The sequence below is a fragment of the Terracoccus luteus genome (assembly GCF_003635045.1).
GTDB lineage: Bacteria > Actinomycetota > Actinomycetes > Actinomycetales > Dermatophilaceae > Terracoccus > Terracoccus luteus.
In genome coordinates this window covers 3,791,524-3,807,975 of the sequence record NZ_RBXT01000001.1, presented here as the reverse complement: position 1 = coordinate 3,807,975, position 16,452 = coordinate 3,791,524, and the positions used below count along the sequence as shown (strand labels likewise).

17 protein-coding genes are annotated in these 16,452 nt (G+C 73.3%); 7 read left to right on the top strand and 10 right to left on the bottom strand.

The genetic code is table 11. The annotated features are described in order from the left end of the window. Positions 1–275 precede the first annotated feature (275 nt). The 7 genes from DFJ68_RS17135 (at position 276) to DFJ68_RS17105 (ending at position 6,565) form a co-directional block, all read left to right on the top strand. Entirely contained in the window at positions 276–836 is a 561-nt protein-coding gene (locus tag DFJ68_RS17135; protein ID WP_121034775.1) for a cysteine hydrolase family protein, read from the top strand. Between the two features lie 43 nt (positions 837–879). Beyond that, a complete protein-coding gene (locus DFJ68_RS17130) occupies positions 880–1,464 on the top strand; it encodes a DedA family protein (RefSeq protein WP_245963718.1) in 585 nt (194 codons plus the stop codon). Positions 1,465–1,509: 45 nt separating this feature from the next. Beyond that, entirely contained in the window at positions 1,510–2,232 is a 723-nt protein-coding gene (locus DFJ68_RS17125) for a response regulator transcription factor (RefSeq protein WP_121034774.1), read from the top strand. Beyond that, positions 2,229–3,602, top strand: a complete 1,374-nt coding sequence (locus tag DFJ68_RS17120) for a sensor histidine kinase (protein WP_121034773.1) — start codon at positions 2,229–2,231, stop codon at positions 3,600–3,602. The genes DFJ68_RS17125 and DFJ68_RS17120 overlap by 4 nt, the downstream gene beginning before the upstream one ends. An 84-nt stretch (positions 3,603–3,686) precedes the next feature. Beyond that, on the top strand, positions 3,687–4,379 hold the full coding sequence (locus DFJ68_RS17115) for an NADPH-dependent F420 reductase (RefSeq protein WP_121034772.1): 693 nt from the start codon (positions 3,687–3,689) through the stop codon (positions 4,377–4,379). Positions 4,380–4,508: 129 nt separating this feature from the next. Next, the gene (locus DFJ68_RS17110) at positions 4,509–5,234 is read left to right on the top strand and encodes a VIT1/CCC1 transporter family protein (RefSeq protein ID WP_121034771.1); all 726 of its coding nucleotides are present in this window, start codon (positions 4,509–4,511) and stop codon (positions 5,232–5,234) included. A 233-nt stretch (positions 5,235–5,467) separates the two neighbouring features. Then, complete coding sequence (locus DFJ68_RS17105; protein ID WP_121034770.1) at positions 5,468–6,565, top strand: TerC family protein; 1,098 nt, start codon at positions 5,468–5,470, stop codon at positions 6,563–6,565. Here DFJ68_RS17105 and DFJ68_RS17100 read toward each other — a convergent pair. From DFJ68_RS17100 to serS, 10 genes are all read right to left on the bottom strand, one after another. Continuing rightward, positions 6,528–7,217, bottom strand: coding sequence for a hypothetical protein (locus DFJ68_RS17100; protein ID WP_121034769.1), 690 nt, complete (start codon positions 7,215–7,217; stop codon positions 6,528–6,530). The genes DFJ68_RS17105 and DFJ68_RS17100 overlap by 38 nt on opposite strands. Positions 7,218–7,367: 150 nt before the next feature. Further along, positions 7,368–8,681: an RNA polymerase sigma factor gene (locus DFJ68_RS17095; RefSeq protein ID WP_121034768.1), complete on the bottom strand. Its 1,314-nt coding sequence runs from the start codon at positions 8,679–8,681 to the stop codon at positions 7,368–7,370. Positions 8,682–8,733: 52 nt separating this feature from the next. Next, complete coding sequence (locus DFJ68_RS17090; RefSeq protein WP_121034767.1) at positions 8,734–9,174, bottom strand: YciI family protein; 441 nt, start codon at positions 9,172–9,174, stop codon at positions 8,734–8,736. A 98-nt stretch (positions 9,175–9,272) separates the two neighbouring features. Further along, a complete protein-coding gene (locus DFJ68_RS18390; RefSeq protein WP_170165816.1) occupies positions 9,273–10,325 on the bottom strand; it encodes a hypothetical protein in 1,053 nt (350 codons plus the stop codon). A 12-nt stretch (positions 10,326–10,337) separates the two neighbouring features. Beyond that, entirely contained in the window at positions 10,338–11,195 is an 858-nt protein-coding gene (locus tag DFJ68_RS17070; RefSeq protein WP_121034764.1) for an HAD family hydrolase, read from the bottom strand. Between the two features lie 20 nt (positions 11,196–11,215). Then, positions 11,216–12,613 (bottom strand): dihydrolipoyl dehydrogenase family protein, encoded by a 1,398-nt coding sequence (locus DFJ68_RS17065; RefSeq protein WP_121034763.1) that lies wholly within the window; start codon positions 12,611–12,613, stop codon positions 11,216–11,218. Positions 12,614–12,716: 103 nt separating this feature from the next. Beyond that, a complete protein-coding gene (locus DFJ68_RS17060; RefSeq protein WP_121034762.1) occupies positions 12,717–13,757 on the bottom strand; it encodes an NAD(P)-dependent alcohol dehydrogenase in 1,041 nt (346 codons plus the stop codon). Between the two features lie 92 nt (positions 13,758–13,849). Beyond that, positions 13,850–14,260, bottom strand: a complete 411-nt coding sequence (locus tag DFJ68_RS17055) for a (R)-mandelonitrile lyase (RefSeq protein ID WP_121034761.1) — start codon at positions 14,258–14,260, stop codon at positions 13,850–13,852. A 97-nt stretch (positions 14,261–14,357) separates the two neighbouring features. Further along, positions 14,358–14,819 (bottom strand): MerR family transcriptional regulator, encoded by a 462-nt coding sequence (locus tag DFJ68_RS17050; protein ID WP_121034760.1) that lies wholly within the window; start codon positions 14,817–14,819, stop codon positions 14,358–14,360. 129 nt (positions 14,820–14,948) lie between these two features. Further along, the gene (gene serS / locus DFJ68_RS17045) at positions 14,949–16,274 is read right to left on the bottom strand and encodes a serine--tRNA ligase (RefSeq protein WP_121034759.1); all 1,326 of its coding nucleotides are present in this window, start codon (positions 16,272–16,274) and stop codon (positions 14,949–14,951) included. Positions 16,275–16,452: the final 178 nt, after the last annotated feature.

The window sequence follows — 16,452 nt, the reverse complement described above, 5'->3', positions numbered from 1 at the left end:
AGCATCCCACTCCCGGCCGGGCGCACACTTTTCCCGCCACGGCCCGGTTCCGGACACGCCTCCGGCCCGGGCGCACACTTTTTCCCGCCACGGCCCGATTCCGGACACGCCTCCGGCCCGGGCGCGCACCTTTTCCCGCCACGGCCCGGTTCCGGACACGCATCCGGCCCGGGCGCGCTCCTTTTCCCGCCACGGCGGGGTGGTGACAGTGTCGGCGGGCGGTCGTAGGTTCGGAGGCGCCGGCAGCCCCGGCCGCACCTCGACGAGGAGGACCCATGACCACCCTGACCAACCGACCCGGCACCGCTCTCGTCGTCATCGACGTCCAGCGCGACGTCGTGGCCCAGTCGCACGACCGCGACGGCGTGGTCGAGCGCATCGCCTCGCTCGTCGACCGCGCCCGGGCGAGCGACGTCCCCGTGGTGTGGGTGCAGCACTCCGACGACGACCTCGCGCAGGGGTCCGACGGCTGGCAGTACGTGACCGAGCTGCAGCAGCGTGACGGCGAGCCGGTCGTGCACAAGCGCTACGGCGACTCCTTCGAGGGCACCGACCTCGAGCAGCGGCTCGCCGAGCGTGGTGTCGGGCGCATCGTCGTCGTGGGCGCCCAGACCGACATGTGCATCCGCTCGACCTTGCACGGCGCCCTCGTCCGCGGCTACGACGTCACGCTCGTCTCCGACGCCCACACCACCGAGGACCTCCGCGAGTGGGGCGCCGGGGCCAGCGCCGAGCAGGTCATCGCCCACACCAACCTCTACTGGTCGTGGGCGGAGGCGCCGGGCCGCACGGGCGAGGTCAAGACCGCCGCCGAGGTCGAGCTCACCCCTGCCTGAGCCACGCCGGTCGTCCGCTGTCGGGTCCACCTAGGGTGTGGGCATGCTCGACAGGCTGGCCGAGCTGCCGTTCTGGCAGGCGTTCGCCGCGCTCTTCGTCATCGTGTTCGCCCGGTCGAACGCGACGTACTGGGTGGGCCGCGGCGCCGTCGCGGGCTGGCGCCGTCGGCGTACCGCCCGCGCCGCCTCGCCGACGCGGACCCCCCGGCCGGATGCTGGCACGCCCCCTCCCAGCCCACCCACCCGTAATGACGCCGCCGAGCCTGACACCACCGACCCCGACACCACCGACCCCGACACCACCGACCGACACCTCGACCGCGGGACCGCCCTCGTGCGCCGGCTCGGGCCCGTCGCCGTCACCCTCAGCTACCTGACGGTCGGCGTGCAGACGGCGGTGCACCTCGCCTCAGGCGCCCTCCGCATGCCGCTGCGCCACTACCTCCCGGCCGCCGTCGTGGGGTCTTGCGCCTGGGCCGCGCTCTACGCCACGGTCGGCATCGCGGTGGTGCAGGCCTGGGTCGCCGCCGAGGCGGGCTCGTGGTGGGGCGTGGCCGTCGTCGGGCTCGTCGCCGTCGCCGCGCTGGCGTGGTGGGTGGGCCGCCGCCGCACCCGAACACGACCCTGACATCGGCGCGGCCGAGCCGTGAGCCGCCGCGTCTAGAGTGCGAGCGTGCCCGCCGACCAGCGCCCCGCGGATGCCGTCAGCCGTGGCCTCGTGCTCGTGGTGGAGGACGAGCCGGCGATCGCCGACGTGCTCCGGCTCAACCTCCGCGCCGCGGGCTACGGCGTCGAGGTCGTCGGTGACGGGGCCGTCGCCCTCGACCGGGTCCGCCGGCTGCGACCGTCGGCGGTCGTGCTCGACATCGGGCTGCCGACCATCGACGGCATTGAGGTGTGCCGACGGCTGCGCGCCGAGAACGACTGGACCCCGGTGCTGTTCGTCACCGCCCGCGACGACGAGGTCGACCGCATCCTCGGCCTCGAGCTCGGCGCCGACGACTACGTCACCAAGCCCTTCTCGCCCCGTGAGCTCGTGGCCCGCATCGGCGGCGTGCTGCGACGGTCGCGCGGCACGACCGACCACGACGACGTCCTGCGCAGCGGAACCCTCACGGTCGACCCGACGAGCCACACCGTGACCGTCGACGGCGAGCCGGTCGCGCTGACGGCCACCGAGTTCGACCTGCTCAGCCACCTCATGCGCCGCCCCGGCGTCGTCTTCACCCGGGAGCAGCTGCTCAGCGACGTGTGGGGCTACGCCGCCACGGCCGGCGCCCGCACCGTCGACGTCCACGTCGCGCAGGTGCGGGCCAAGCTCGGCGGGGCGAGCCCCATCCGCACCGTGCGCTCGGTCGGCTACGCCGCCGAGCGGCGGGACGGCGAGCGGCCGTGAACCGGACAGGGTGGCGCCGCACCAGCCTCTCGACGCAGGTCATCGGCCTGGCCGTCGCCATCGCCGTGCTGACCGCGACCCTCGCCGGGGTGCTCGCCGTCGGGCTGACGCGGTCGTCCGCCGACGAGGCCGCGCGCAGCACGCTGGCCCGCATCGCCGACGGGGCCGCCGCGCGGGCGGACAACCAGTCGACCGTCGCCGCCCAGACCCGGGCCGTGCGACTGCTCGGGGCCCTCAACGTCGAGTCGGCCAGCGTCGGGCGCGGCGGGGGCATCATCTCGACGAGCCGCCTCGCCCGTCAGGCCCTGACCCCCGAGCGCCGGCAGCTGCTGCTGGGCGGCACGGCGGTGTCCGACCGGCAGGACGTCGACGGCCAGGCGGTGCTCATCGAGGGTCGCCCGACCGACGCCGGCGGCATCATCCTCGTGCAGCGCCGCTCCGACGCGACCGCCGAGTCGGACCAGCTCGTGCGCCGGGTGCTCCTCGCCCTGCTCGTGGCCGCGGCCGTGGCCGTGGCCGTCGGCGCCCTGCTCGCCCGCCGGCTGTCCCGCCCGTTGCGCGGCACGGCCGACGCCGCCCACGCCCTGGCCGCCGGACGGCGCGACGTCGCCGTCCCCGTCACCGGCCCGCGTGAGGTGGCCGAGGTGGCGAGCGCCCTCAACCGCCTCACCGGCTCGCTCACCCGGTCGGAGGGTCGCCAGCGTGACTTCCTGCTCTCGGTGAGCCACGACCTGCGCACCCCGCTGACCGGCATCCGGGGCTACGCCGAGTCGCTCGCCGAGGGCGTGGTCCCCGCCGACGAGACGGCCCGGGTGGGTGGCGTCATGGCCGGTGAGGCCCGTCGCCTCGACCGCCTCGTCGCCGACCTGCTCGACCTCGCGCGGCTCGACGCCCAGCAGCCGCGGGTCGAGCCCCGGCTCGTCGACCTCGTGGCGGTCGCCCGCGACGTCGAGGCGGTCTGGTCGCGCCGGTGCGCCGAGGTCGGGGTGCCCTTCCGGCTCGCCGTGCCCGGGGCCGGCGTGTGGGCGACAACCGACCCGGCCCGGCTGCGCCAGGTGGTCGACGGCCTGCTCGAGAACGCGCTGCGGGTGACGCCGACCGAGGCGCCCGTCGTGCTCGAGGTCCGGCCCGGCGCGCCCGGGCACGCCGTCGTCGAGGTGCGCGACGGCGGCCCTGGCCTCACCGACGACGACCTCGGCGTCGCCTTCGAGCCGTCGGTGCTGCACGAGCGCTACCGCGGGCTGCGGCCGGTCGGCACCGGTCTCGGCCTCGCCATCGTCGGCCGTCTCGTGGGTCTGCTCGGTGGCACCGTCGAGGCGGGCCACGCCGACGAGGGCGGCGCCCGGTTCACGGTGACCCTGCCCGCCTGACCCGGCGGCCACCCTGCGGCCACCCTGCGGTCGCCCGTCCCTGCGGCACGGAATGACCGCCGCCGCAACGACGTTGGCCTCCTCATGACCACCTGGGGACTCATCGGAAGCGGAAACATCGGCAGCACCCTGGCCCGTCTGGCGGTGGACGCCGGCGACCACGTCGTGATCAGCAACAGTCGAGGGCCGGAGACGCTCGGCGACCTCGTCGCGCAGCTTGGCCCGAACGCCCGGGCCGCGACGACGAGCGAGGCCGCCACGGCCGGTGACGTCGTCGTCGTCACCATCCCGCTCAAGAACAGGGACGAGGTGCCCGTCGACGAGCTCGCCGGCAAGGTCGTGATCGACACGATGAACTACTACCCGGAGCGCGACGGGCAGATCGCAGAGCTCGACGACGAGACGAGCACGACGTCCGAGCTGCTGCAGCAGCACCTGCCGACCTCGAAGGTCGTCAAGGCCTTCAACAACATCTTCTTCCAGCACCTCGCCGTACTCGGTCGCCCGTCCGGCGACCCCGAGCGCACGTCCCTGCCCATCGCGGGCGACGACGCCGACGCCAAGGCGACCGTGACGGACGCGCTCGACCGCCTGGGCTACGACGTGGTCGACCTCGGCCCGCTGGCGGAGGGATGGCGCACCCAGCGCGACACCGCCGTCTACGTAACCCCCTACGCCGCCGACGCGGGCGACCCCACGAAGGGGGCCTCCCCGGCATCCGCCGACGCCGTGCGCGAGAAGGTCGCCCAGGCCCAGCGGTACCGCGACCAGGCCTGAGGCCCTCTCTGCCCAGGGGAAGGTGAGCCTCACCTGCGATGACAGGTCGTGGCCTCGGTGCCACCATCGTCGTGACGGCTGCGCCCGGGCCCACGGGCAGCGGCCCACGCCACGACCGAGGAGAAGACGATGTCCGACGCCACGGCCGCGGTGACGTCCACCGAGCCGCACGACGGCAGCCTCGCCCGCCGCCTCAACTGGCTTCGCGCCGGTGTGCTGGGGGCCAACGACGGCATCGTCTCGACGGCCGGTGTCGTCGTCGGTGTCGCCGGCGCCACGAGCGACCACGGCGCCATCCTCGTCGCGGGCGTGGCCGCGCTCGCCGCGGGCGCCATGTCGATGGCGGCGGGCGAGTACGTCTCCGTGAGCACGCAGCGTGACTCCGAGAAGGCCCTCATCGCCCTCGAGCGGCGAGAGCTCGCCGAGGACCCCGAGGGCGAGCTCGCCGAGCTCACCGAGCTGTACGAGGCGAAGGGACTCACCCCCGAGACGGCCCGCCGGGTCGCCGAGGAGCTGACCGCCGTCGACCCGCTCGCCGCCCACCTCGACGCCGAGCTCGGTCTCGACGAGGACGCGCTGACCAGCCCCTGGCAGGCCGCGGGTGCCTCGATGCTCGCGTTCACGGTCGGTGCCCTCCTGCCGTTGCTCACCATCGGCCTGGCACCCGAGTCGGTGCGCACCGTCGTCACCGTCGTCGCCGTGACCATCGCCCTCGCGCTCACCGGCTGGGTGAGCGCCCGCCTCGGTCGCAGCCCCGTCGTGCCGGCCGCCGTGCGCAACGTCGCGGGCGGCCTGCTCGCGATGGGCGTGACCTACGCCGTCGGCGCGCTCGTCGGCACGTCCATCGGCGGCTGACCCCGCCGCCTCGCCGGGCCGACGTGGGCGCGGATGCCGGCCACCCGGCATCCGTGCCCGTCCCCGGTGACGTGGGGTGGAGTTGAAGGCGGCGCCGACCTGCTTTACGCTTCAAGTGAGGGGAGTACTTCCTCGCTCGTTCCGGTCAGTACGGTGGTCCCGCGACCACCCCGGTGCGGGGCCGGCAGTCGCCGGTGAAGGAGACCTCAGACCGCAATGATCTGAGGAGACCCATGTTCTCTGCCTCCACCCTGCCCGCCGTCTGGTCGACGGCCGAGCAGCCCGTGACGTCGACGGCCTCGATCGCGAGCCCGACGCTCTGGACCGTGACGATCGTCGGCGTGATCGCCCTGTTCGTCATCGACTTCCTCATCACCCGCAAGCCCCACGACCCGAGCATGCGCGAAGCGGTCGGCTGGTCGGCGTTCTACATCGCCATCCCGCTCGCCTTCGGTGGCTACCTCTGGTCGCAGTACGGCTCGCAGCAGGGCGTCGAGTACTACACCGGCTACATCGTCGAGAAGGCGCTGTCGGTCGACAACCTCTTCGTCTTCATCATCCTGCTCTCGGCCTTCGCCGTGCCGCGTGAGCTGCGCCAGCGGGTGCTGCTCATCGGCGTCGGCGGCGCCCTAGTGCTGCGGGCGATCTTCATCGCCGTCGGCGCGCAGATGATCTCGTCGTTCTCGTGGACCTTCCTGCTCTTCGGCGCCATCCTGCTCGCGACCGCCGTCAAGGTCGGCCGTGACGCCCTCTCGCACGCCGACCACTCCGTCGACGTCAGCACGATGCGCAGCGTCCGCCTGCTCCGCCGCTTCTTCCCCGTCACCGACGACTACGAGGGCGCCAACCTCACGGTCAAGCGTGACGGCAAGCGCTGGCTCACGCCGCTCGCCATCGTGGCCGTCGCCATCCTCGGCACCGACATCGTCTTCGCCATCGACTCGGTGCCGGCGGTCTACGGCATCACCGGCGACCCCTACCTCGTGTTCGCCACCAACGCCTTCGCCCTGCTCGGCCTGCGCGCCCTCTACTTCGTGCTCGAGAACGCCCTGAGCAAGCTCGTGCACCTCGGCCACGGCCTGGCGATCATCCTCGCCTTCATCGGCGTCAAGCTCGTGCTGCACTGGGCCCACGGCGTGTGGCCGTCGGTGCCCGAGGTGCCGACCCTGCCCTCGCTCGGTGTCATCATCGGCGTGCTCGTCGTCGTGACCTTCACGAGCCTGGCCGCCACCCGTCGCGCCGAGCGCGAAGGCGGCGGCGAGCCCGACGTCGCCGAGGTCGAGGCGGCCTCGGTCAGCTCGTCGAGGACGACGCCCCGGTCGAAGGACTGACCGACGGGGCCGAGGGGCTCGACGGGGCCGACGGCTGCGCCGTCTTCGCCGGCCGCTGGCCGGTCAGGGAGACGACCCTCGTGGCCGTCGGCCCCGTCGCCCCGGTACCGACGACGAGGGCCCGGGCCCCGACCGACACCGTCGACAGCGACGAGTCGACCGGCTTGCGCTGGCCCTTCGGTGCCGAGAGGTCGCGCTGCTTGACCATCGTGGCGGAGTTCGCCGTGAAGGTCAGGGAGTAGCCGTCCTTGGCCTTGACGGTGACGGAGGTCGCGGTCACGGCCGTCACCTCGCCGCGGATCGCCTGGTGCGTCACCGGCCCCTGCTTGCTCATCGTCACCCACGTCGCGTGCAGCGCACGGATGAGCCGGTCGCGGGCGTCACCCTTCCGGCCGGCCTTGCCCGCTGGGCCCGGGTCGGCCGCGGCCATCGCCGGGACGAGCGCGGCGGTGTCGGCGTCCACGACGGTGCCGGGGCGTCCGGATGCGGTGGTGCCGGCTCCGGCGACCGCGTCCGAGGAGGCGGTGGTGACCTTGGCGTCGGCGAGCGGGCCGGCGGGGCCGGTCTTGGAGCAGGCGGAGAGGCTGAGGGCGGTGGCGCCGGCGAGGCCGAGGGCCAGCAGGCGGCTGCGGGTGGTGCGCGTCGTGCTCATGGTGGTGCGGTCCTTCTCGTCGAGAACGAAGGCGGCCCGGCTCGGGCCGCACTCACCACTGTGCGCCGCGCAGGTCAACGTGGGGCGAGAGTCGTGTTCGGGTCGTGTTCGGACCGGCGACGACGGCGCCCCGATCTGCTCGAGCGGCCCTCACGCCTCGGGCGGAGCCGCATCCAGGGCGTCGGCCCGACGCTCGAGCAGGGCACGTTCGGCCTCGTTCGAGGTCATCGCCGCCGCACGGACCAGCTCGGCCCGTGCCTCGGACGGCCGGTCAAGCCGCAGCAACAGGTCGGCGCGCACGCTCGGCAGCAGGTGGTAGCCGTCGAGCGCCCCGCCGGCCATGAGGTCGTCGACGGCCTCCAGGGCAGGGGCGGGCCCGACGGCGTACGACAGCGCGACGGCCCGGTTGAGGTCGACGACGGGAGAGGGGCGCGACTCCCGCAGCAGGTCGTAGAGGCCGACGATGCGCTGCCAGTCGGTGGCGTCGGCGGTGGCGGCCCGCGCGTGCACGGCCGCGATCTCGGCCTGAAGCTGGTAGGGCCCGATCGGCCGGGTGGGTAGTCCGCCGCCCTCCGGCACGCCGACGAGCTCGGCCGCCCGGTCGAGGGCCGCCAACGCGTGCCGCACGAGGGCACGGTCCCACCGGGTGCGGTTCTGGTCGAGCAGGAGCACCGGCTCCCCGCGCGGGCCGAGGCGGGCACGGGTGCGCGAGGCCTGGATCTCCATGAGGGCGAGCAGCCCGTGCACCTCGGGCTCCCGCGGCGTGAGGGAGGCGAGGACGCGGCCGAGGCGCACGGCCTCCTCCATGAGGTCGCCCCTCACCCAGTCGCGGCCCGTCGTCGCCGAGTACCCCTCGTTGAAGATGAGGTAGACGACCTCGAGCACGGAGGCGAGACGCGGCGCGAGGTCGGCCCCGGTGGGGATCTCGAGCCGCACCCCGTCGGCCGAGAGTGTGCGCTTGGCCCGCGAGACCCGCTGCGCCACGGTCGACTCGGGGGTGAGCAGGGCGCGGGCGATCTCACGGGTCGTGAGACCTCCGATCATGCGCAGGGTCAGCGTGATCCGCACCTGGGCGCCGAGCGCCGGGTGGCAGGCGGCGAAGACGAGCGCCAGCACGTCGTCGCGGACGTCCTCCAGTGCGAGGTCGAGGTCGCCCTCGGTCAGCGCCGCCACCCGCAGCTCCTCGGCCGGGCCCAGCAGCTGCAGCTTGCGGGCCAGCGTCACGTCGCGGCGGATGCGGTCGACCGCCCGGCGCCGCGCGGTGGCGGTGAGCCAGGCCCCGGGGCGGTCCGGGACGCCGTCGCGGGGCCACTGCTCGATGGCCTGCACGACGGCGTCCTGGGCGAGGTCCTCGGCAAGGCCGATGTCCCCGACGAGCCGCGCGACGACGGCGGTCACCCGGGCCGCCTCGATGCGCCACACCGCCTCGACGGTGCGCCGGACCTCCTCGGGGCTCGCGGTCATACGTCCGTCACGTCCGTCACGTCCGTCACGTCCGTCGGCCCCGTCGGCCCCGTCAGCCCTGGGCGGCGTTGCGGGCCGCCTCCTCGCGCATGCGGTCCTCCCGCTCACGCAGCTCGGGCGTCAGCTCGTCGCCGAAGTCCTCGGCCGAGAAGACCTGACGCAGCTCGATGGTGAACTCGGGGTCGCTCGCGCTGCGCGGCCACTTCCGCAGCCACTCGAGCGCCTCCTCCTTCGACGAGACGTCGATGATGGTGAAGCCGGCGATGAGCTCCTTGGTCTCGGCGAAGGGGCCGTCGGTGACGCTGACCTCGCCGTCGGGGGTGTAGGTCACGCGGGCGCCCCGGCTCGTGGGGTGGAGCCCCTCGCCGGCGACGAGCACACCGGCGCGCAGCATCTCCTCGTTGTAGCTCGTCATGGCGGCGAGCTCCTGCTCGGTCGGCATGCGGCCGGCCTCGGAGTCGGCGGTGGCGGGGACGATGAGCATGAATCGCATGGGTCTCTCCTCTGTCGTCGGCCGGGCCCGTTGCCCTGCCTCACCCTCACGTCGAACGGGGGCTGAGGCCCTCGACACGACGTCCCCATCTTTTCTCGCTACCGCTCCCCCGCGGCCAGGCTCGCCCGGACCCGCTCGGCGAACAGGCGGTAGAACTCCGGCTGCACGAGGTACTTGTTGTGATCGGTGGCGAGTGAGCCCGAGGCGAAGAAGGCCGAGTCGTCGACCCCGTCGATGATGCCGGCCGCACGGAAGCTGAGCAGGTCGGAGTGGTCCCACACGTTCCACCAGCCGCCGAGGAACTGCTCCGACGGCATCGGCGTCAGCCCGCCGGACGGGTCTCCCTCGTGCGGACCGCGGTCGGGGTCGCTCTCGAGGAAGAGCCCGAGCTCCTCGAAGAAGCCGACCTGCGAGGCGGCGGCGCACCAGAAGTCGACACGCACGTCGTGCAGCTCGGGCATCCGCGGCAGGAAGTGGGTGAGCACGTCGTAGACGATCTGCCCGCCCATGCTGTGGGTGAGCACGACGAGCGGCTCACCCCGGCTGTGGGCGGCGAACGAGGCCACCTCGAGACCGTCGAGCACCCGCTGCACGATCGGCCCGGGGGCCTCGGCGGTACCGCGGGTCGCGACGTAGGTCAGCACGTCGCCGATGAACACCGGCACGAAGTCCTCGAACGGCCGCCTCAGCGCCGTGACGGTCCGGCTGAGACCGCGGATCCCGCGCTCGCGCAGCCCGATCCGATCGGATGCCGGCGGGTCGGCCTGCCCGGCGGACGGACCCGCCGAAGACGCTGGAAGTTCTGAGGCAGGCGAACCCGACCCTGGCCCGTCTGTCGTCTCATCGGCGAGGTCGGCCACGGCATCCTGCGCCCGGGCGACGCCCTCGAGGGCGGCGGCCGGCACCCCGGTGGGGTTGCCCGGGCGCGAGACGAGCGAGCGCCCACCCCACGCGAACCGGGCTCCGAGGTCGCCCCAGTGGACCCGGAGGACGGGTACGCCCTCCGGGTCGTCGCTGACCGCCGGTGCGACGTGCTCGCGCAGGTGGGCCTCGATGGTCGGCCACGGCACCTCACCGAGGGGCTTGGCCCGTCGGGCGAGGTCGGGGTCGTCGTCGCGGACGGCGACGCCGTGCACGTAGACGATGGGCACGGCCGGCCCCCGTCAGAGCTCGACGCGGGACGTGGCCTGGGAGGCGACGTTCTCGCGGAACGGCGTCCCCGACCGCACCGACTGCGTGAGTGCCTCGAGCACGGGCACGAGGCCGTCGTCGTCGACGTCGCCCGTCACCTCGTCGGCGACGGCCTTGACCGCGTCGGGGGCGTTGCCCATGGCGACGCCCCACGCGGCCCAGTGCAGCATCTCGACGTCGTTGCGCTGGTCGCCGCAAGCGACGGTGTGGGTCGGCTCGACCCCGATGCGCCGGCGCACGAGCTCGAGGGCGGACGCCTTGGAGACACCCTCCGGGTTGATGTCGAGCCAGGCCGACCAGCCGACGGCGTACGAGACGCCGTGCAGGCCGGCGCGCTCGACCAGCTCCATGAACTCCTCGGCGCTCGACTCGGGCTGGCGCAGGGTCACGCGGGTGACCGGGTGCTCGACGAGCTCGTCCCACGTCGCCACCCGCGACTCGCCCATGAGCTCCCCGTCGGGGAACGGGGCGCTGACCTTGAAGCCGACGCCGAGCTCCTCGACGGCGATGAGCGCGTCGGGCAGGGCGATGCGCATCTTCTCGAGCACGGCCTTGGGGTCGAAGGTCACCTGGTCGACGACCTCGTAGCCGAGCGGCTCGTCGGGGTCGAGACGCAGCGTGACGGCGCCGTTGGCACAGACGGCGAACCCATGCCTCAGCCCGAGCTGGTCGAGCACCGGGGTCGTGGCGAGGATCGAGCGCCCGGTGGCGATGACCACCTCGAAGTCGTCGGGCAGGGCCGCTACCGCGTCACGGACCCGGGGCGAGAGCTCGCCCATGTGGTTGAGGGTGGTGCCGTCGAGGTCGAGGGCGAGCAGACGCTGGGCCATGCCCCAACGCTAGCCGCCGCTCACTCGAGCCGAGAGATGGCGTCCTCGATGCCACGGTGGAAGGTCGGGTAGGCGTAGATCATCGAGCGCAGGGTGTCGAGCGGCACCTCGGCGTGCACCGCCACCGCGAGCGCCCCCATGACCTCGCCTCCGGCCGGTCCCATCGTCGTCGCGCCGACGACGACACCGCGGTCGGCGTCGGCGACCACCTTGATGAAGCCCTCGTGGCCCTTGGCGTGGATCCAGCCGCGGGTCGTCTCGGCCAGGGGAGTCAGGCCCACCTGCACCGAGTCGTACCGGTCGCGGGCCTGCTTCTCGGTGAGCCCGACCGCCCCGATCTCGGGGTCGGTGAAGGTGACGCGGGGCAGGGCCTCGTAGTCGGCGGCCGGCCCCTCCTGCCCGAGGACGTCCCGGGCCACGATGCCGGCCTGGTACATCGAGACGTGGGTGAAGGCGCCCTTGCCGGTGAGGTCCCCGATCGCCCATACGCCGTCGGCGCCCTCGACCCGGCAGCGGTCGTCGACCGGGGCGAACCGCGCGCCCGACGCGACGCCGACGGTGTCGAGGCCCACGGCGACGGGGTCGGCCCGGCGGCCCGTCGCCACGACGACCCGCTTGGCGACGACCTCGGTGCCGTCGGCGAGCACAACCTTGACGCCCTCGCCGCCGCCGGCACCCTCGTCGAGCGTGGCCTTCTCGACACGGTCGGCGCCCACCCCGACGTGCACGGTGATCCCCTCGGCCTCGAAGACCTCCTTGAGCAGGTCGCCCGACTCGGGTTCCTCGGCGGCGACGAGCCTCGGCGCGGCCTCGACGACCGTCACGGTCGTGCCGAAGCGGGCCATGACCTGCGACAGCTCGGACCCGATGGCCCCGCCCCCGAGCACGACGACCGAGGCGGGCAGCTGCTTGGCCTCGATGAGCTCGTGGTTGGTCCAGTAGGGCACCGTCTCGAGACCGTCGACGGGCGGCACGGCCGGGGTCGTGCCGGTGTTGACGACGATGCCCCGGCGGGCGGTGTAGGTCGTGCCGTCGGCCTCGACCTTGCCGGGTCCGACGATGCGGCCGGTGGCCCGGCGGAAGGTCACGCCCTTGCCTTCAAGCCGCTCGACGGCGACCGTGTCATCCCAGTCGTCGGTGGCCTCGTCACGCACCCGCTGCGCGACGACCGACCAGTCCGGCGTCACGGCACCCACCGTGCCGGCGAGGCCGGGTACCCGCCTCGCCTCGGCGAGCGCGTCGGCGGCGCGGATCATCATCTTGGAGGGGATGCAGCCCCAGTACGGGCACTCGCCCCCGACGAGACGGTGGTCGAGCGCGAGGACGGACAGGCCGCCCTGGGCCAGTGTCCCGGCGACGTCCTCACCTCCGGGCCCGAGGCCGATGACGATGATGTCGAAGGTCGTGTCGTCGCTCATGCCCCCCAGCCTTGCGTGCCGTCGCCCCGGGGGGAAGGGGCCCGGCCTGCGGTGGTGCGGGAGACGGCATCCGCCGCCCGCACCACCGTGACGACCGGTCGGGTCAGGCGATGGTCTTCGCGTCGATGACGAAGCGGTAGCGCACGTCGGAGGCGAGCACGCGCTCGTAGGCCTCGTTGACCTTGTCGACGGGGATGACCTCGACCTCGGCCCCGATCTCGTGCTCGGCGCAGAAGTCGAGCATCTCCTGGGTGAGGGCGATGCCGCCGATCATCGAGCCCGCGTACGAGCGGCGGTTCGTCAGCAGCGAGAAGACGTTGACCGCGAGCGGCTCCCCGGGCGCGCCGACGTTGACGAGGGTGCCGTCGACCGCGAGCAGACCGAGGTAGGAGTCGACGTCGATCTTCGCGCTCACCGTGTTGACGATGAGGTCGAAGCTGTTCGCGAGGTGCTCGAACGTGTCGGGGTCGGACGTGGCGAAGTAGTGGTCGGCCCCGAGTCGCAGACCGTCCTCCTGCTTCTTCAGCGACTGCGAGAGCACGGTCACCTCGGCGCCGAGGGCGTGGGCGATCTTGACGGCCATGTGGCCGAGACCGCCGAGGCCGACGACGGCGACCTTCTTGCCCGGCCCGGCGCCCCACTTGCGCAGCGGCGCGTAGGTCGTGATGCCGGCGCACAGCAGCGGGGTGGCCGCCGCGGGGTCGAGGCTCTTCGGCACCTGCAGCACGTAGTCGGCGTCGACGACGACGTGGGTCGAGTAGCCGCCCTGCGTCGTCGTGCCGTCGTGGTCGGTGGCGGCGTAGGTGCCGACCATGCCCTTGACGCAGTACTGCTCGTCACCGTTGCGGCAGTTGTCGCACTCGCCGCACGAGTTGACCATGCAGCCGACGCCGACGCGGTCGCCGACCTGGTGGCGCTTGACGTCGGAGCCGACCTCGGAGACCGTGCCGACGATCTCGTGGCCCGGCACGACGGGGAAGGGCTGGGGGCCCCAGTCGCCGTTGACGGTGTGGATGTCGGAGTGGCAGATGCCGGCCCACTCGATGTCGATGAGGACGTCGTTGGCACCGACCTCGCGGCGCTCGACGGTGGTGGGGGCGAGGGGCTCGCCGGCCGCGGGGGCGGCGTACGCGTTGACGCGCATGTCGGATCTCCTTCTGGGGATGGGTTTCTCGGTACGGGGGCCGGTGCGGCCCCGGGTCTCCTGTCGGGCGTCGGTCACGCCCGGGGGTGACGTCAGTCGGATGCCGACGCGGCCAGGTACTCGTCGTCGGTGACCGGCGCCAGCCACTGCACGACGTCGTGGTCGTCGTCGCCCTCGTTGATGGCCACGTGCACCATGAGCCGGTCGGGAGCCGCGCCGTGCCAGTGCTCCTCGTCGGCCTCGAAGAGGACGCGGTCACCGGGCCGGATGACCTCGACGGGCCCGCCGCGGCGCTGGCAGAGGCCGACGCCCTCGGTGACGAAGACGGTCTGGCCCAGCACGTGGCGGTGCCAGTGGGTGCGGGCACCGGGCATGAAGTGGACGAGGTTCGCCGACACGCGCGAGGGCGAGGGGGCCGCGGCGACGGCGTCGATCCAGACGTCGCCGGTGAACCAGTCGGCGGGGCCCTTCGCGGTGGCGACGGAGCTGCGGGTGATCTGCATCGGCGGTGTCCTCTCTCTCGGGCGGCCACCGGGAGGTACCCGGTGGCCGTTGTCAGCCAAACCTCAGGGAGCGCGCCTCGTCGGCCCGTCGACGAGGTCAGGCCTCGCGCGTCCCGTGCAGGGCGTCGGCGAGCGACCGGGCCTCGGCCCCGATGAGCTCGGCCCGCTCGGTGTCGCCCGCTGCGACGGCGTGCCAGTAGTCGACCTTGAGCCGCACGTAGCGCGTGCGCAGCTCGAGGCGTCGGGCCTCGAGCTCGAGCCGCGCGGCCTGGGCCTGCATGAGCTCGAGCTGCTCGGCGGCGGCCGCCGCCCCCGCGGCGCCGTTGGCGACGTAGCGGCGCATGTCACCGACGGACATCCCGGTGGCGGCGAGGCAGGCCACCCACATGACCTTGTCGAGGGTGGCCTCGTCGTAGACGCGGTGGCCGCTGCTCTCCCCCCGCCCCACGGGCGGGATGACGCCGATCTGCTCGTAGTAGCGCAGCGTCGAGGCCGGCAGCCCGGTCAGGGCGGCTGCCTCCTTGATCGTGTACGTACGGCTCGTGGTCGACTGGCTCACCCACACGACGCTAGGAACTTCGAGTGCTCGAAGTCAAAGCCCGGATGCCGGGTGGGCCGCACCGGGCGCGGCGTGACCGTCCGCGTGGACCCGGCGACCCGGCATCCGGCGCGACGTCTCACAGGCAGGTCAGTCGACGGGGGTGAGGACCTCGCGCCCGAGGAAGGGCTGCAGCGCGGTGGGCACGCGGACCGACCCGTCGGCCTGCTGGTGGTTCTCGAGGATGGCGACGAGCCAGCGCGTCGTGCCGAGGGTGCCGTTGAGGGTGGCCACCGCGCGCGTGCCCGAGCCCTGCGGGTCGCGCTCGCGCGTGTTCAGACGACGGGCCTGGTACGTCGTGCAGTTCGACGTCGAGGTGAGCTCGCGGTAGCGGCCCTGGGTGGGCACCCAGGCCTCGCAGTCGAACTTGCGCGCGGCCGGGCCACCGAGGTCACCGGCGGCGGTGTCGATGATGCGGTAGGGCACCTCGATCTTGGCCAGCATCTCGCGCTCCCAGGCGAGGAGGCGCTGGTGCTCGGCCTCGGCGTCCTCGGGCCGGCAGTAGCTGAACATCTCGACCTTGTGGAACTGGTGCACGCGGATGATGCCGCGGGTGTCCTTGCCGTGCGAGCCCGCCTCGCGGCGGTAGCAGGCCGACCACCCGGCATAGCGCTTCGGGCCCTTCGACAGGTCGATGATCTCGTCGGCGTGGTAGCCCGCCAGGGCCACCTCCGAGGTGCCAGTGAGGTAGAGCTCGTCGTCCTTGAGCTTGTAGACCTCGTCGTCGTGGGCGTCGATGAAGCCGGCCCCGGCCATCACCTCGGGCCGCGCCAGCGTCGGCGTGATCATCGGCGTGAAGCCGGCGGCCGTGGCCTGGGCCATGGCCATGTTGAGCAGCGCCAGCTCGAGCAGGGCCCCGACACCGGTGAGGTAGTAGAACCGGGCGCCACCGACCTTGGCCCCGCGCTCCATGTCGATCGCGCCGAGGCGCTCACCGAGGGCGAGGTGGTCGAGCGGCTCGAAGCCCTCTGCGGCGAAGTCACGCGGGGTGCCGACCGTCTCGAGCAGGGCGTAGTCGTCCTCGCCCCCGACCGGCACGCCGTCGATGATGACGTTGCCGACCGTGCGCAGCAGACGGTCGAGCTCGGTACCGGCCTCGTCGGCCAGACCCTCGAGGCCCTTGACCTTCTCGCTCAGCGTCGCCGCGTGGGCGCGGGCCTCGTGGGCCGCCTTCTCCAGCGCGTCGGCGTCGTCGGCCCCGCTCTTGCGCGCCTTCTGGAAAGCGCCCATGGCGGCGCCCACCGACTTGCTGACCAGCTTCTGCTCGGCGCGCAGCGACTCGAACTCCCCGAGGGCGGAGCGGCGCTGCTCGTCGGCGGCGAGGATGGCATCGACGACCCCCGGGTCCTCCCCGCGGGCGGCCTGCGAGGCCCGCACCCGGTCGGGTTCGTCACGCACGAGCTTGATGTCGATCACGCGGGCCAGCCTAACGGCGGGCGGCTGCCGGCCTCGACCGCATTCGGGCCACCCACCGGCATCCTCGCTGGGTGCCCGCCGTGATTCCGGCGCGTCGCGCGCAGGAGGGCGGTCGACGGGGTAGGGACGAAAAGGAAGCACCGGTCGTGACGTCACGGCCGAGCACCCCACACCCCAG

Excerpts from the sequence above, each read along its gene's own strand:
- DFJ68_RS17135 (WP_121034775.1), top strand. The coding sequence starts at position 276 with ATGACCACCCTGACCAACCGACCCGGCACCGCTCTCGTCGTCATCGAC.
- DFJ68_RS17130 (WP_245963718.1), top strand. The coding sequence starts at position 880 with ATGCTCGACAGGCTGGCCGAGCTGCCGTTCTGGCAGGCGTTCGCCGCG.
- DFJ68_RS17115 (WP_121034772.1), top strand. The coding sequence starts at position 3,687 with ATGACCACCTGGGGACTCATCGGAAGCGGAAACATCGGCAGCACCCTG.
- DFJ68_RS17110 (WP_121034771.1), top strand. The coding sequence starts at position 4,509 with ATGTCCGACGCCACGGCCGCGGTGACGTCCACCGAGCCGCACGACGGC.
- DFJ68_RS17105 (WP_121034770.1), top strand. The coding sequence starts at position 5,468 with ATGTTCTCTGCCTCCACCCTGCCCGCCGTCTGGTCGACGGCCGAGCAG.
- DFJ68_RS17100 (WP_121034769.1), bottom strand. The coding sequence starts at position 7,217 with ATGAGCACGACGCGCACCACCCGCAGCCGCCTGCTGGCCCTCGGCCTC.
- DFJ68_RS17095 (WP_121034768.1), bottom strand. The coding sequence starts at position 8,681 with ATGACCGCGAGCCCCGAGGAGGTCCGGCGCACCGTCGAGGCGGTGTGG.
- DFJ68_RS17090 (WP_121034767.1), bottom strand. The coding sequence starts at position 9,174 with ATGCGATTCATGCTCATCGTCCCCGCCACCGCCGACTCCGAGGCCGGC.
- DFJ68_RS17070 (WP_121034764.1), bottom strand. The coding sequence starts at position 11,195 with ATGGCCCAGCGTCTGCTCGCCCTCGACCTCGACGGCACCACCCTCAAC.
- DFJ68_RS17065 (WP_121034763.1), bottom strand. The coding sequence starts at position 12,613 with ATGAGCGACGACACGACCTTCGACATCATCGTCATCGGCCTCGGGCCC.
- DFJ68_RS17060 (WP_121034762.1), bottom strand. The coding sequence starts at position 13,757 with ATGCGCGTCAACGCGTACGCCGCCCCCGCGGCCGGCGAGCCCCTCGCC.
- DFJ68_RS17055 (WP_121034761.1), bottom strand. The coding sequence starts at position 14,260 with ATGCAGATCACCCGCAGCTCCGTCGCCACCGCGAAGGGCCCCGCCGAC.